This window comes from Pseudorhodoplanes sinuspersici (assembly GCF_002119765.1).
Lineage (GTDB): Bacteria > Pseudomonadota > Alphaproteobacteria > Rhizobiales > Xanthobacteraceae > Pseudorhodoplanes > Pseudorhodoplanes sinuspersici.
Genome location: NZ_CP021112.1, coordinates 2,751,733 through 2,764,584 on the forward strand (window position 1 = coordinate 2,751,733; position 12,852 = coordinate 2,764,584).

Below are 12,852 nucleotides of genomic sequence, written 5' to 3' on the forward strand. Positions count from 1 at the left end.
CTTACAACCCCGCCTTCAGCTTCTCGAACAGCGGATTGTCCTGCGTGAACACGTAATCGATCTCGCTGACCGAAATCGCCTGCGCGCCTTTATCGCGCAGGAAGTCCGCCAGTGCGAACACCTGGCTCGGCGGACAATGCAGAGTCAACATACCGGACGATGTCGGTCCGCCGAACGGTGTGACGATGCCGAAGCGCTCGCGAGCCTGTTCAAGCAAGCGTTCGTCGCAACCCTTGAAGCGCGTGCGCATCTCGCGGAAGGCGCGGGCGCGATCCTGTCCGGCAATGCGATCCAAAATCATGCGCGCGGTATCGAGCGTGCCGGTGCTCCAGTCCGCCTTGCGTGAGGCAACCAGATTGGCTTGCGAGCGCAGCATCGTGCCGTCATCGATGATCTTCAGCGCATTGGCGGCGAGCGTGTTGCCGGTGGTCGTGATATCGACGATCAGTTCGGCGGTGCCGGCGGCTGGTGCGCCTTCGGTCGCACCGAGGCTTTCGACGATGCGATAATCGGCAATGCCGTTTCTGGCAAAAAAGCCGCGCGTCAGGTTCACATACTTTGTCGCGACACGCATCTTGCGGTTATGGCGCAGCCGGAAAGCGGTCGCGACATCATCGAGATCGGCCATGCTGCGCACATCGATCCAGGCCTGCGGCACGGCGACGACGACATTGGCGTAGCCAAAGCCCAGGCCGTCGAGCAGGATCACCCGCGTATCGGCATCGGGGATCATCTCGCGCACGAGATCTTCGCCGGTGACGCCCATATGCGCGGCGCCTTGCGCAAGCTGCGAGGTGATTTCGCTGGCCGAGAGATAGGCGATCTCGACACCGTCCATGCCCTCGATGGCGCCGCGATAATCGCGCACGCCGCGCGACTTGACGAGGCGCAGGCCCGCGCGCGCGAAAAAGCTGTCCGCATTTTCCTGCAAGCGCCCCTTGGCGGGAACAGCGATGATCAGCGGCGCGGTCATGCTGCACCTCCCGCCAATCGTTCGATCCAGACCGAGAAGCCGACGGCTGGAATAGGCGAGGGCGAACCCAGCCGCGTCATCAGGTCGTCGTAGCGTCCGCCAGCGACCAGCGGTTCAGCCGCCGTGCCGTCGGTCAGTTCGAAGACGAAGCCGGTATAGTAATCCATCCCGCGTCCGAACGCCGACGAGAAGGCGATGCGTGTCAGATCGACGCCGCGTTTGGCGAGTTCGGCGTTGCGCGCGTCGAACAGATCGAGCGCCGGCGTCAGCACGAGCCCGCCGTCGCTGGCGATCTCGCGCATCGTCACGGACGCGTCCAGCGGGTTGCCGGAGACGGCGAGGAAACGCTCCACCAGGGTCCGCGTATAGGGCGGCAATGTCGAAAACGCACCGAGCGTCGATTGTTCGAGGAAACGATCCGCGATTTCGCCAACCGAGCGGCCGCCGACGGTGGTGATGCCGGCAATCGAGAGCAGGTCGGTCACGAGCGCATGTGCCGCCTTGGGATCGGCCCCGGCCATCGCGGCCAGCACGCCCTGATATTCCGGTTTGCCGTTGGCGGTGCCAAGCGTCAGCCGGTCGAGGTCCTGTTCCAGCGAGGCCTTGCGGTTGAAATCCTTCGCCAGCCGGCGCTTCCAGGCCGGCGTGAGGTCGAGCGCCGACACCAGCGCCGTGAACAGTCCGACATCGCCGATGCGGATGTCCGGGGCCGTCCGGCCGAAATGCGCGGTCGCGTCCAGCCCCAGCGCCAGCGTTTCGGCGTCGGCTGCCGCCTTGTCGGTGCGGCCAAATGACTCAATGCCCGCCTGCAGGAATTCCCCCGGCAGGCTGCCGCGATCGCGGAAGACCGGACCCAGATAACAGAAGCCCTGAGCGTGCCCTACAGTTGTGGAGGCAAGGTAATCGCGTGAAACGGGAATAGTAAAATCAGGCCGCAGGCACAATTCCTCGCCGGACTGCCCGGCCGTCAGAAACATGCGGCTGCGGATATCCTCGCCCGACAGGTCCAGAAACGGCTCGGCCGGCTGCAGAATGGCCGGATGGGCCCGCACATAACCGGAGCGTTCATAAGCAGAAATAAGGGTTTGAGCGGAAACAAGCGTTTCCGCCCGCGGATCGGCCAGGCTTTGGGTCATCGATTTGGACATAGCGGCGGGGCTTTAGCACAGGCGATTTAAGGATTCGACGACAGCCCGGGCCATCGGGGAACGGCGGCGAGCCATGGCCACCGTTGTTAACGGGCGGCGAATTCGGCCAATCGGCAGGCTTCTACGCTATCACGAAAAATAAGGAATTCCTTTTTAGTGTTCCGCTGTTGAGAGCAGCAGCAATGGATGTTCGTATCACCCGCGCCTTGGTGGAAGCCCTTTATGAGGCTTACGCTGCGTGCGACCCGGTCCGGATCGCCGGCTATCTGGCCCATGATGTCGAATGGCAGATGGATGGCCCGGTCGCGATCTTTCCCTTCTGCGGCTACCGGCGCGGCAAGGCTGCCGTTCTCGACCTTCTGACCCGGCTGAAGCCTGCCGTATTGCCGACCAAGCGCATGGATCCGGAAGACGTGGTGATCGAGGGGGACCGTGCCGCCGTCTTTGTCAAGACGACGGCAGTGCACAAGCAAACCGGCCGCGTCGTCGTTTTTCATGGCGCCCATTTCTTCACGTTCCGCGACGGTCAGGTCGCTGCCATGCATTGCGTCGCCGATACCTATGACGCTGCCGAGCAAGTGGTGGGGCACCGGATCGATGTTTATCACGAGCCGGTCAGCAGCTCCGAGGATGTCATTGCAATATGAATGCCGTGGTCAATGTCAGCGGACCGGGCGTAGCCGGTCCTGCGTCCCATCTGTGCGATTGCGTCGCTGCTTTCTATGCGGCCTATCGGGCGCGCGACCTTGAATTGCTGAATGCCATTCTCGACGATCGGATCGAATGGTTTCTGGCCGGCCCGGTCGACCAGTTCGATTTCTATGGTGCACGCCATGGCAAGGAGGCGGTGATCGAAGTGATCACGCGCGTCATGCCGTGTTACTTCCATGTCACTGATTTCGAATTCGACCAGACCTTGACCGACGGCGAGCGCGTCGCAACGCGCGGGTGGATCCGCGCACGTCAGCGCGATACCGGCCGTTTGATCCGGTACGGCTTTGCGCATTTCATGCGCTTCGAACGCGGCAAGCTGGTTTCGCTGCGCGGCGTCGCCAATACATTCGATGTTGCCGAACAGGTGGTCGGGCATCCGATCGACGTCAATCGGGTGATGGAATGCGTTTCGCTGGCGTCTGAGGATGATGTCTCGGCGGTGTGAGGGATAACGGTCGTCCCCCGCGCAGGCGGGGATCTATACGCCGTGACGTTTCAATAGGATCCCCGCCTTCGCGGGGACGACATCACGCCATCATCGTCTTGACGCCGTGCCGCGCCAAAATCTCCTGCACGGTCTTGACCATCTGGTCGCGCCGCACCTTGCGCTGCGCATCGGCCTGCTTCTGCAGATATTCGTCGCGGCCTTTTTCCAGCTTCGACAGCTCGGCACCCAGAATGAGGTCCTTCACCACCACCTGTTCGCCCGCCGCATCGTTCTTCTCGTCGCTGCCCTGGATCACCACACAGGGCGCGTTGCGCTTGTCGGCATATTTCATTTGCGGTCCGAATTTCCCTGACCCGAGATACAGCTCGGCACGGATTCCTGCCTGACGCAGCTCCGCGACCATCTGCTGATAATCTGCGATTCGATCAGAATCGAAAACCGTGACGACAACGGGACCGAAATTTGGTTGTGTATCGGCCTTGTTCACAAGCGCGAGAGCAGCGGCGAGGCGCGACACGCCGATGGAAAAGCCGGTCGCGGGTACAGGTTCACCGCGAAACCGCGAGACGAGACCATCGTACCGTCCGCCGCCGCCGACCGAGCCGAACCGGACCGGGCGGTTCTTCTCGTCCCTGGTTTCGATCAGCAACTCAACCTCGTAGACCGGGCCGGTATAATATTCGAGACCGCGCACGACAGATGAATCCACAATCACGCGATCATCGTAGCCTGCGGTTGCAACGAGTGCAGCGATCTGTCGCAATTCATCGATACCCTCAAGGCCTTGTTTCGACGTCGCAACGACATTGGCAAGATTGGCAACGGTGGCGTGCGACGTTTCACCCTTCGCCGCGGTGAAGGCGAGCACGGTGTCGATCGCCTCATGTGTCAGCCCGGCGCCCTTGGTGAAGTCGCCGCTTTCATCCTTACGGCCCTCACCGAGCAGCAGTTTCACGCCATCGGGTCCAAGACGATCCAGCTTGTCGATCGCGCGCAGCACCGTGAGCCGCTTGCCGGCATGTTCGGCGCCGCCAAGGCCGATGGATTCCAAGACGCCATCCAGCACTTTGCGATTGTTGACCTTCACGATGTAGCTGCCGCGCGGAATGCCGAGCGCTTCCATCGTGTCGGCGGCCATCATGCAGATCTCGGCATCGGCTGCCATCGAAGCGGAGCCGACGGTGTCGGCATCGAATTGCATGAACTGGCGGAAGCGGCCCGGTCCCGGCTTTTCGTTCCGGAACACATAACCCTCGCGATAACTGCGGTAGGGCTTGGGCAGGGCGTCAAAATTCTCGGCGACGTAGCGCGCGAGCGGCGCGGTCAGGTCGTAGCGCAGGCTCATCCACTGTTCGTCGTCGTCCTGGAACGAGAACACGCCTTCGTTCGGGCGGTCCTGATCGGGCAGGAACTTGCCGAGCGCGTCGGTATATTCGATCGCCGGGGTCTCCACCGGGTCGAAGCCATAATGCTCGTAGACCTTGCGGATTTTTTCCAGCATCGCCCGCGTGGCGGCGATATCGGCCGGGGTCCGGTCCACAAGTCCGCGCGGCAGCCGCGCCTTCAGTTTGTTGCTTTTGTCGCTCATGGATATAAGTCAGTATTGATTTAAGCGGCGTGGTACCAGCGCCGTGTCGCTTTGTCACCCAATCCGCCCTCATCCTGAGGAGGCGCGAAGCGCCGTCTCGAAGGACGAGGGCGGCCCCATGGTTCGAGACGCATCGCTACGCGCTGCTCCTCACCATGAGGCCGAGAAAGGCCGCCATGAGCACCCAAGCCGTTCGCAAGCCCCAAGCCAGCACCATCCCCAACGACCTTGAAGCCTTCTGGATGCCGTTCACGGCCAACCGCGCCTTCAAGGCGCGGCCGCGCATGGTCTCGCGCGCCAAGGACATGCATTATTACGCTCCGGACGGACGGGCGATCATCGATGGCGCCGCCGGCCTGTGGTGCACCAATGCCGGTCACAGCCGCGAGCCGATCGTCAAGGCGATCCAGGCGCAGGCGGCGGAAATGGATTTCGCGCCGCCGTTCCAGTACGCTAACCCCAAGTCTTTCGAACTGGCCAGCCGCATCGCCGCCCTGGCGCCGGGCGATCTCGACCACGTGTTTTTCTGCAATTCCGGATCGGAAGCGGTCGATACCGCGATGAAGATCGCGCTCGCCTACTGGAATGTGAGCGGGCAGGCGCAGCGGGCGCGCTTCATCGGCCGCGAGCGCGGCTATCACGGCGTCGGCTTCGGCGGCATGTCCATCGGCGGCCTCGGCAACAACCGCAAGGCTTTCGGCACCATGCTGGCGGGCGTCGATCATCTGCCGCACACTTATAATCGCGAGCATCAGGCCTTCTCGCGCGGCGAGCCGGACTGGGGCGAGCATCTCGCCGACAACCTTGAGCATCTGGTCGCTCTGCATGGCGACAACACCATCGCCGCGGTGTTCGTCGAGCCGATGGCCGGATCGACCGCCGTGCTGCCGCCGCCGAAAGGCTATCTGCAGCGGCTGCGCGCCATCTGCGACAGGTACAAGATCCTGCTGGTATTCGATGAAGTGATCACCGGCTTTGGCCGTCTCGGCCACGCCTTCGCCGCCGAACGCTATGGCGTGATCCCCGACATGATCACCTTCGCCAAAGGCGTGACGTCGGGCGCGGTGCCGATGGGCGGCGTGCTGGTGCGCCATGACATCCACCAGGCCTTCATGAACGGCCCCGAACACGCGATCGAGTTCTTCCACGGCTATACCTATTCGGCGCATCCGCTCGCGGTCGCGGCCGGTCTCGCGGCGCTCGATCTCTATCGCGACGAAGGTCTGTTCGAACGCGCCAGGACACTCGAGCCGCTCTGGTACGACGCCTGTATGTCGCTGAAGAGCCTGCCGCATGTGCTCGACATCCGCTGCGTTGGCCTCACCGTCGGCATCGATCTGTCGTCGAAGCCCGGCGCCGTCGGCATGCGCGGCTTCGAGGCGATGGAGCGCGGCTTCCATGACGAAGGCCTCATGCTGCGTGCGGTCGGTGACTCGCTCGCCATGTCGCCGCCGCTGATCGTCAGCGAAGCGCAGATCGGCGAGATTTTCGAGAAGACTGCGAGGGTGATCAAGGCCGTGGCTTAGCGCCTTCTTATCCCTCCCCCGCTTGCGGGGGAGGGTGGCAAGCCGCAGAGCGGCGAGCCGGGTGGGGGATGACCCCACCCCGTCTGCTTCGCTTCACTCCCCTTTCAGGGGAGGGATAAGCAGGGCTCACTCCGCGCTCTGCACGAGCTTCGCGGAAGCCTCGCCCGATACGAGATCGGTCTCGGTCTCGGCAATGACATAAGTCGGCCGGCCGCGGGCCTCGCGCAGCGTGCGGCCGACATATTCGCCGATGATGCCAAGCACCAGCAATTGCGCGGCGCCGAGGATGGCCACCGTCGCCATCAGTGAAGTCCAGCCGGTGACGGTGCTCTCGATAAAGAAAAAGCTGACGACAGAATAGACGACCAGCAGGAAACCGATCGCCGCCGCGGCGAGCGCGAGCCAGATCGCCAGCCGCAACGGTTGTACGCTGTGCGCCGCGATGCCGGTGACGGCGAGATCGATCATTCGCTTCAGCGTGTATTTGCTTTTGCCATAGGTCCGCGAACCGCGCGAAAAGGTGACGGTCCGCGTCGGATAGCCGAACCAGCGCACGGTGCCGCGCAGGAATACATCCTGATCGGCGAAATTGTTGATGGTGTTCACCACATTACGGTCGAGCAGCATGAAGTCGGCGCTGCCGGGCTCGATCCGCACATCGCCGATCGCATCGAGGAATTTGTAATAGAGCTTCGAGGTGAAGCTCTTCATCGGCGGCAGCGATGCGTCGCCGTCTTCGCGTTTGGTTGCGACGACTTTCGCCCCGTCATGCCAGGCCGCGATCAATTGCGGAATGAGTTCGGGCGGATGCTCGAAGTCGGCATCCATCACGATCACGGCGCGGCCGCGCGCATGACGAAGGCCGGCGCGCAACGCTTCCTGATGGCCGAAATTGCGCGTGAACGACAGATAGCGCACGGAGGAACTGCCGGCTGCCGCATCACGGATCGCTGAAAGCGTGTCGTCGTCCGAACCATCATCGACGAAGACGATCTCATAACGCCCCTGGTCCTTCAGGATGCGTTCAAGCGTCGCGGTCATGCGCGTGATATTGCCGGCTTCGTTATGAGCCGGCAGCACCACGGAGATATCAGGTTCGTTCATCACTCAAAATCCGGTGCGGCCCAGCGTCCCCTCGGTTGACGGGTCAGGTTTTGCCGGGCACTCATGCGCCCGGCCAGCCCTTCCGGGCGTCGAGGCCGGGTGGCTTGGCATACTACGACAGCGGCATGGATGCGAGAACGGCGGTAGCAGACGGCGGGTTTTTCGCCTCGGTCGTCGATTTTGCGGCCCGCAAGCCTTTACAGACGCTCGCTATTGTCCTCGGTGCGCACCTCGTCGTGTGGACATTGTTGCCGCTTTTGACGAGCTCCAATCTGGAGCTCGATCTCGCCGAGGACCTGGCGCTCGGCAAGGAATGGCAGCTCGGCTACTGGAAGCATCCGCCGCTGCCATGGTGGCTGGCCGATCTCGGCTATCGCATCACCGGCCATATCGGCGTCGTCTATGCGCTCGGCCCGCTCGCGGTCGTGGCCTGCTTCATCGGCGTGTATCTGCTCTCGCGCGACATCGTTGGCCCAGTGCAAGCCCTGATCGCGACGCTGTCGCTGGCCGGCATCCATTTCTACAATTATTCGGCCGTGAAATTCGCGCATGACCAGATGCAATTGCCGTTCTGGGCGCTGACCGGTCTGTTTCTGTATCGCGCCCTCGTTTCCGGCCGGATGCTGAACTGGATGCTCGCCGGCGCCATGATGGCGCTGTGCTTCTGGTCGAAATACGCGGCCTTCGCGCTTGGGGTCAGCATCGCGCTGTTCCTGTTGATCGATCCAGTCGCACGCCGCAGTCTTCGCACGCCCGGGCCTTATGTCATGGCGGCGGTCTTTCTTGTGGTGATCGCCCCGAATGCGTGGTGGCTGATCGATTCCGGCTTTCTGCCGATGCGTTATGTGAGCGATCGCGCCAAGGCCGTCCTGTATCCGTATCAGTTCATCACGCTGCCGCTGCAATGGGTCGCAAGTCAGGTCTTCTTCACATTTCCGGCCTGGGTCTTGTTGGGCCTCACGTTATTTCCCCGCCAGGCCGGATCGGAACCCGTGCGGCAATCGGGCTCCTTCGCCCGCCGCTATGTCACGATGCTCGCATTCGGCCCGTTCGCGGTCGTGACACTGATCGGCATTGCCACCGGCCGGGCGCCGATCGCGACATGGGGATATCCGCTGTGGTCGTTTCTGCCGCTGGCCGCGTTGCTCTGGTTCGGGCCGGTGTCGGACCCGCAACGCAAGCAGCTTTTCGCCGCCGGGTTTATCTTTCTGTTCCTGCTGGCCCCGGCCATCTGGATCGGTGTCTGGATCGCCGAACCTCATGTCCGGACGCGTCCGAAAGCCACGCAATTTCCCGGTCAGGCGCTGGCGACCCGCATGACAGAGATATGGCGGGAGAAAACCGGAACGCCGCTTCGTTATGTCGCCGGCACCGAATTCGCCGCCAACAATGTCGCGGTCTATTCGCCGGATCGACCGCATGTGATCGTGCATGGCCGGCCGGCGATCAGTCCCTGGATCGATATGAACGACGTGAAGAAGCGCGGCGCGATTGTCATCTGGGAGGTGGGCCTGCCCTTCGCCTATGTGGACGAGTGGCGAAAGACATTCGGCGCCGAGGGCGATCCCGTTATCATCGAGTTGCCGCGGCAGCACGGTGGGCGGCCGGCGCATATCGGCTATTGGATTGTTCCGCCGCGCAACTAACCTATTGATGTTGCGGACTGTGTTGCCGATGCGCTTGCGCTTGTCGTGCCGCTCGTGGACAGTAATGCTCGGGCGGACGAATCATGCGGCGGAGGGCCGTCTTGTATCCCCCGGCGATGGGACTTCGATGCTGAGGCTGACGGCGATATTTATTGCGATCTGCGTTGTTGTCATCGCAGCGTCGCTCGGTGCTGTCGGTTATCTGGTCTTTGGTCTCTCCGGAACCGAAGCAAGCCTGTTGGCGCTGGCTGCTATGTCCGGTCTTGCTCTGTACAATACGGTGACGGCGCGGCTGCATGATCGCGATCTTGTCGGCAAGCAGATTGCCGATCTCTCGCGCGGCACGGCGGACCTTGCGCGTCAGGTCGCCGAAATGACCCGGCGCCAGATCGCCATCGAACATCAGGAAGCGGCACGGCGGTCGCCGGGTCCGAACGAGGCGCTGGCCGCCGAGATCGGTGAGCTTGGAGAATTGCTCAAGCAGCTGGCCGAGACCATTGCCGACCATGAAACGCGCTTGACCGAGCTGCGAGAGGAACCGTCGGCGATCCTGGCCGCACTGGCTGCGGCAGCGCCGGCACAGGCCGCGGCCGAAATGCCCGTTGCCGTCGCAGCGTCTCAGGACGACGCGACGCGGCCGCATGTGGTCGCGGCTCAGGCGGTCGCGGCTGCCCCGCCGGTCGATGCATTGACGGCAAGCGGTCCGTTCAAAGGCAAGAAGCACGACGAGATCGCGGACATCATCCGCACCGCCATCGATGAAAACAGGATCGATCTCTATCTGCAGCCGGTGCTGACACTGCCGCAACGCAAGGTGCGCTATTACGAGGCGATGACGCGATTGCGGAGGGATGACGGCACGCTGATTCTGCCGGCCGACTTCCTGGCACATGCCGAGAAAGCCAATCTGCTCGCCCGCATCGACAATGTACAGCTCTTCCGCTGCGTGCAGGTGCTGCGACGCCTTCTGTTGCAGAATCGCGAAATCGGCTTGTTCTGCAACGTGTCGGTGCCGACCCTGAACGACACCGACGTCTTCCGGCAATTCTATGACTTCCTGGAAGCGAACCGCGCACTGACGACCGCGCTCACGCTGGAATTCACGCAAGACTCGCTACGCAGCCTGGGACCGCTGGAACAGGAGAGCCTCGCTTCGCTGAGCTCGCTCGGATACCGCTTCTCCATGGATCGAGTCACCGATCTGCGCATGGGACCGCGCGACCTGGCCGATATGGGCGTGCGTTTCGTCAAGGTGCCGGCCGACCTGTTGCTCAGCAAGGGCAGTTCGTCATCCGACATTCACGCCGCCGATCTGTCGGACCTGTTGGGCCGTCACGGCATCAGCCTGATTGCAGAGCGGATCGAGACCGAAGCGACGGTGATCGATCTGCTCGATTACGATGTGCGCTTCGGCCAGGGCTTCCTGTTCTCGGCGCCGCGCCCCGTCCGGGCGGAAGCGTTGCAGGCCGGTCCGGCACAACGGCCCGATCCGGCCCCGGCGGCCGGGACCGGCACCGCGGAGCCGCAGCGATCGGCGCCATCTCCGGTCATGGGCGGCCTTGTGGCTCACGCGGCGATGTAACCCCCCGCAATCCGGCGTGACGGCGGCGCGTCGCCGCGCTAGATCACGCTGATCTTGGATCGGTTCCGATCCAATCGACCAGCCTCTCTGTCATCGATCGGGTTCCCCTTGACCATTTTCTCCGAAAGCTTGGCGGCTCTTGCGCCGGAATACGATGTCATTTTGTCCGATGTCTGGGGGGTCGTGCATAACGGCGTCGCTGCCTTTCCGGAGGCCTGCGAGGCGCTGACGCGTTTTCGCGAGGGCGGCGGAACCGTGGTGCTGATCACCAATGCGCCGCGTCCGAACGGCGTGGTCGCAGCGCAACTCGAACATTTCGGCGCGCCGCGCAGCATCTACGATGCCATCGTCGCCTCCGGCGATGTGACGCGCAACGTGATCGTGCAGCGTCCGGGGCAGACCATTCTGCATATCGGGCCGAAGCGCGATCTCGCGACGTTCGAAGGACTGGATGTGCGTTTCGCGCCGGTCGAGAGCGCCGATTATGTGATCTGCACCGGCCTGTTCCACGAAGATACTGAAACGCCGGACGATTATCGCCCGATGCTGGAGGCGATGCGTGCGCGCGATCTATTCATGGTCTGCGGCAATCCCGATGTCGTTGTCGAACGCGGCGACACGCTTCTCTATTGCGCCGGTGCGATCGCCGATCTCTATGTGAAGATGGGCGGCGACGTTCTCTATGCCGGCAAGCCCTATGCGCCGATCTACGATCTGGCGCTCAAGCTCGCGCAGGACGCGCGCGGCAAAGCGGTGGATCGCCAGCGCGTGCTGGCGATCGGCGATTCGGTGCGTACCGATTTTGCCGGCGCAACCGCCTACGGCATCGATTGCATGTTCGTGACCGCCGGCATCCACGCGGCCGAATTCGGGGGCCGCGATGATCCTGATCCCGATGCGGTCGAGCGCGTGCTGGTGGCGGCCGGCGGCAAGCCGCGGGCGATTGCAAGACGGTTGAAGTGGTAGCTCAGCGGTCTTGATTTTGCTGAACTAAGCCGCCTGTGTCTGGTCAGCAAAAACCGCTTCGATCTTGGCCTTCAGCGTCTGCGCGTTGAACGGCTTGACGATATAGTTGTTCACGCCGGCCTGTTTCGCAGCGATCACATTCTCGGTTTTCGATTCCGCTGTGATCATGATGAACGGCACGCTCGCAAGCTGCGGGTCGGCGCGCATTTCCTTCAAAAGATCGTAGCCGGTCATCGGCTCCATGTTCCAGTCGGAGATGACGAGGCCGTAAGGCCGCTCGCGCAACCGGCGCAGCGCCGAGGTGCCGTCCGAGGCGTCGTCGATATCCTGGAAGCCGATCTGCTTCAGCAGGTTGCGGATGATACGGACCATGGTGTTGTAATCGTCGACGACCAGAATGGGCATCGCGAAGTTGACCGGCATCGTCGCAGCTCCGTCACTGCGGTCCGCTACGTTGCGGCTCCGCATCTTGGGCATCAGTCCAATAGTGGCGACGGTAGCCGTGTGCGTTGAAAAACACGTTAATCCCTCAAAATTTGCGCGACGCTGAAAATCGCCAAAAACGTGCATTATACGCAGCCGATGGTAGTATCTGCTTACGTGTTGTTAACTGACCGGCAAAATTTTTGATGAACGCAACGCCCACCAAAGCCGCCGTCGACCCGCGCATGGTCCGGACCTTGTTCTTCGAGGACCTCGCCGTCGGCATGCGCGAAACGCTGATGAAGACGGTGATGGAGACTGACGTCGTCGGCTTCGCCAATGTCTCGGGCGACGACAATCCGATCCATCTTTGCGACACCTATGCCGCCGGCACGCGCTTTGGCCAGAGGATCGCGCATGGGCTCTACACCGCCAGCCTGATTTCGGCGGTGCTGGGCACGCGGCTGCCCGGCGCAGGCGCCGTCTATCGCTCGCAGACGCTGAATTTCCATGCGCCGGTGAAAATCGGCGATGTGGTCAACGTCATTGTCGAGGTGACGGAACTGGTCCGTGAGGGGCGCAAGGTGAAGCTGCATTGCGAGGCGCTGGTGGACAACATGCTGGTGCTGGACGGGGAGGCCATCGTCTCGGTCCCCTCCCGGCCGAAAGCCGGCCTGTCTTGACTTGGCTGCCCACCGGGCCGACACCGTGCGGCCATTCATTCATCCTGCCGT

12 protein-coding genes are annotated in these 12,852 nt (G+C 62.7%); 7 read left to right on the forward strand and 5 right to left on the reverse strand.

Annotated features, from left to right (window positions below; genetic code table 11):
- Position 1: 1 nt before the first annotated feature.
- Together hisG and CAK95_RS13245 are read right to left on the reverse strand one after the other, a co-directional pair.
- Positions 2-973: an ATP phosphoribosyltransferase gene (gene hisG, locus CAK95_RS13240; RefSeq protein ID WP_086088342.1), complete on the reverse strand. Its 972-nt coding sequence runs from the start codon at positions 971-973 to the stop codon at positions 2-4.
- Positions 970-2,109 carry an ATP phosphoribosyltransferase regulatory subunit gene (locus CAK95_RS13245; protein WP_086091391.1) on the reverse strand — a complete coding sequence of 380 codons (1,140 nt, stop codon included), beginning with the start codon at positions 2,107-2,109 and terminating at the stop codon, positions 970-972. The genes hisG and CAK95_RS13245 overlap by 4 nt, the downstream gene beginning before the upstream one ends.
- 194 nt (positions 2,110-2,303) lie before the next feature.
- Here CAK95_RS13245 and CAK95_RS13250 point away from each other — a divergent pair, with 194 nt between their 5' ends.
- Complete coding sequence (locus CAK95_RS13250; RefSeq protein WP_086088343.1) at positions 2,304-2,768, forward strand: nuclear transport factor 2 family protein; 465 nt, start codon at positions 2,304-2,306, stop codon at positions 2,766-2,768.
- Entirely contained in the window at positions 2,765-3,280 is a 516-nt protein-coding gene (locus CAK95_RS13255) for a nuclear transport factor 2 family protein (RefSeq protein ID WP_086088344.1), read from the forward strand. The genes CAK95_RS13250 and CAK95_RS13255 overlap by 4 nt, the downstream gene beginning before the upstream one ends.
- A gap of 82 nt (positions 3,281-3,362) precedes the next feature.
- Here the strand turns inward: CAK95_RS13255 and hisS are convergent, their stop codons facing one another.
- A complete protein-coding gene (gene hisS / locus CAK95_RS13260; protein ID WP_086088345.1) occupies positions 3,363-4,871 on the reverse strand; it encodes a histidine--tRNA ligase in 1,509 nt (502 codons plus the stop codon).
- 176 nt (positions 4,872-5,047) lie between these two features.
- On the opposite strand from hisS, the gene aptA reads away from it, so the two are divergent.
- Positions 5,048-6,397 (forward strand): omega-aminotransferase AptA, encoded by a 1,350-nt coding sequence (gene aptA / locus CAK95_RS13265; protein ID WP_086088346.1) that lies wholly within the window; start codon positions 5,048-5,050, stop codon positions 6,395-6,397.
- A 126-nt stretch (positions 6,398-6,523) separates the two neighbouring features.
- Here aptA and CAK95_RS13270 read toward each other — a convergent pair whose 3' ends face one another.
- Positions 6,524-7,501: a glycosyltransferase family 2 protein gene (locus CAK95_RS13270; RefSeq protein ID WP_086088347.1), complete on the reverse strand. Its 978-nt coding sequence runs from the start codon at positions 7,499-7,501 to the stop codon at positions 6,524-6,526.
- 125 nt (positions 7,502-7,626) lie between these two features.
- Here CAK95_RS13270 and CAK95_RS13275 point away from each other — a divergent pair, with 125 nt between their 5' ends.
- The 3 genes from CAK95_RS13275 to CAK95_RS13285 all read left to right on the forward strand — a co-directional run bounded on the left by CAK95_RS13275 (position 7,627) and on the right by CAK95_RS13285 (position 11,695).
- Positions 7,627-9,147, forward strand: coding sequence for a glycosyltransferase family 39 protein (locus CAK95_RS13275; RefSeq protein WP_086088348.1), 1,521 nt, complete (start codon positions 7,627-7,629; stop codon positions 9,145-9,147).
- Between the two features lie 127 nt (positions 9,148-9,274).
- Positions 9,275-10,729: an EAL domain-containing protein gene (locus CAK95_RS13280; protein ID WP_157699617.1), complete on the forward strand. Its 1,455-nt coding sequence runs from the start codon at positions 9,275-9,277 to the stop codon at positions 10,727-10,729.
- A gap of 108 nt (positions 10,730-10,837) precedes the next feature.
- The gene (locus CAK95_RS13285; RefSeq protein ID WP_086088350.1) at positions 10,838-11,695 is read left to right on the forward strand and encodes a TIGR01459 family HAD-type hydrolase; all 858 of its coding nucleotides are present in this window, start codon (positions 10,838-10,840) and stop codon (positions 11,693-11,695) included.
- Between the two features lie 24 nt (positions 11,696-11,719).
- Here the strand turns inward: CAK95_RS13285 and CAK95_RS13290 are convergent, their stop codons facing one another.
- The gene (locus CAK95_RS13290; RefSeq protein WP_086088351.1) at positions 11,720-12,118 is read right to left on the reverse strand and encodes a response regulator; all 399 of its coding nucleotides are present in this window, start codon (positions 12,116-12,118) and stop codon (positions 11,720-11,722) included.
- 206 nt (positions 12,119-12,324) lie between these two features.
- On the opposite strand from CAK95_RS13290, the gene CAK95_RS13295 reads away from it, so the two are divergent.
- Positions 12,325-12,801 (forward strand): MaoC family dehydratase, encoded by a 477-nt coding sequence (locus CAK95_RS13295; protein WP_183044259.1) that lies wholly within the window; start codon positions 12,325-12,327, stop codon positions 12,799-12,801.
- The last annotated feature ends 51 nt before the right edge of the window (positions 12,802-12,852 follow it).

What these genes read in the sequence shown, in the direction of transcription:
- CAK95_RS13290 (WP_086088351.1), bottom strand. Translation starts at nt 12,118, where the DNA reads ATGCCGGTCAACTTCGCGATGCCCATTCTGGTCGTCGACGATTACAAC.
- CAK95_RS13255 (WP_086088344.1), top strand. Translation starts at nt 2,765, where the DNA reads ATGAATGCCGTGGTCAATGTCAGCGGACCGGGCGTAGCCGGTCCTGCG.
- CAK95_RS13250 (WP_086088343.1), top strand. Translation starts at nt 2,304, where the DNA reads ATGGATGTTCGTATCACCCGCGCCTTGGTGGAAGCCCTTTATGAGGCT.
- aptA (WP_086088346.1), top strand. Translation starts at nt 5,048, where the DNA reads ATGAGCACCCAAGCCGTTCGCAAGCCCCAAGCCAGCACCATCCCCAAC.
- CAK95_RS13280 (WP_157699617.1), top strand. Translation starts at nt 9,275, where the DNA reads ATGCTGAGGCTGACGGCGATATTTATTGCGATCTGCGTTGTTGTCATC.
- hisG (WP_086088342.1), bottom strand. Translation starts at nt 973, where the DNA reads ATGACCGCGCCGCTGATCATCGCTGTTCCCGCCAAGGGGCGCTTGCAG.
- CAK95_RS13270 (WP_086088347.1), bottom strand. Translation starts at nt 7,501, where the DNA reads ATGAACGAACCTGATATCTCCGTGGTGCTGCCGGCTCATAACGAAGCC.
- CAK95_RS13275 (WP_086088348.1), top strand. Translation starts at nt 7,627, where the DNA reads ATGGATGCGAGAACGGCGGTAGCAGACGGCGGGTTTTTCGCCTCGGTC.
- CAK95_RS13245 (WP_086091391.1), bottom strand. Translation starts at nt 2,109, where the DNA reads ATGACCCAAAGCCTGGCCGATCCGCGGGCGGAAACGCTTGTTTCCGCT.
- hisS (WP_086088345.1), bottom strand. Translation starts at nt 4,871, where the DNA reads ATGAGCGACAAAAGCAACAAACTGAAGGCGCGGCTGCCGCGCGGACTT.
- CAK95_RS13295 (WP_183044259.1), top strand. Translation starts at nt 12,325, where the DNA reads ATGAACGCAACGCCCACCAAAGCCGCCGTCGACCCGCGCATGGTCCGG.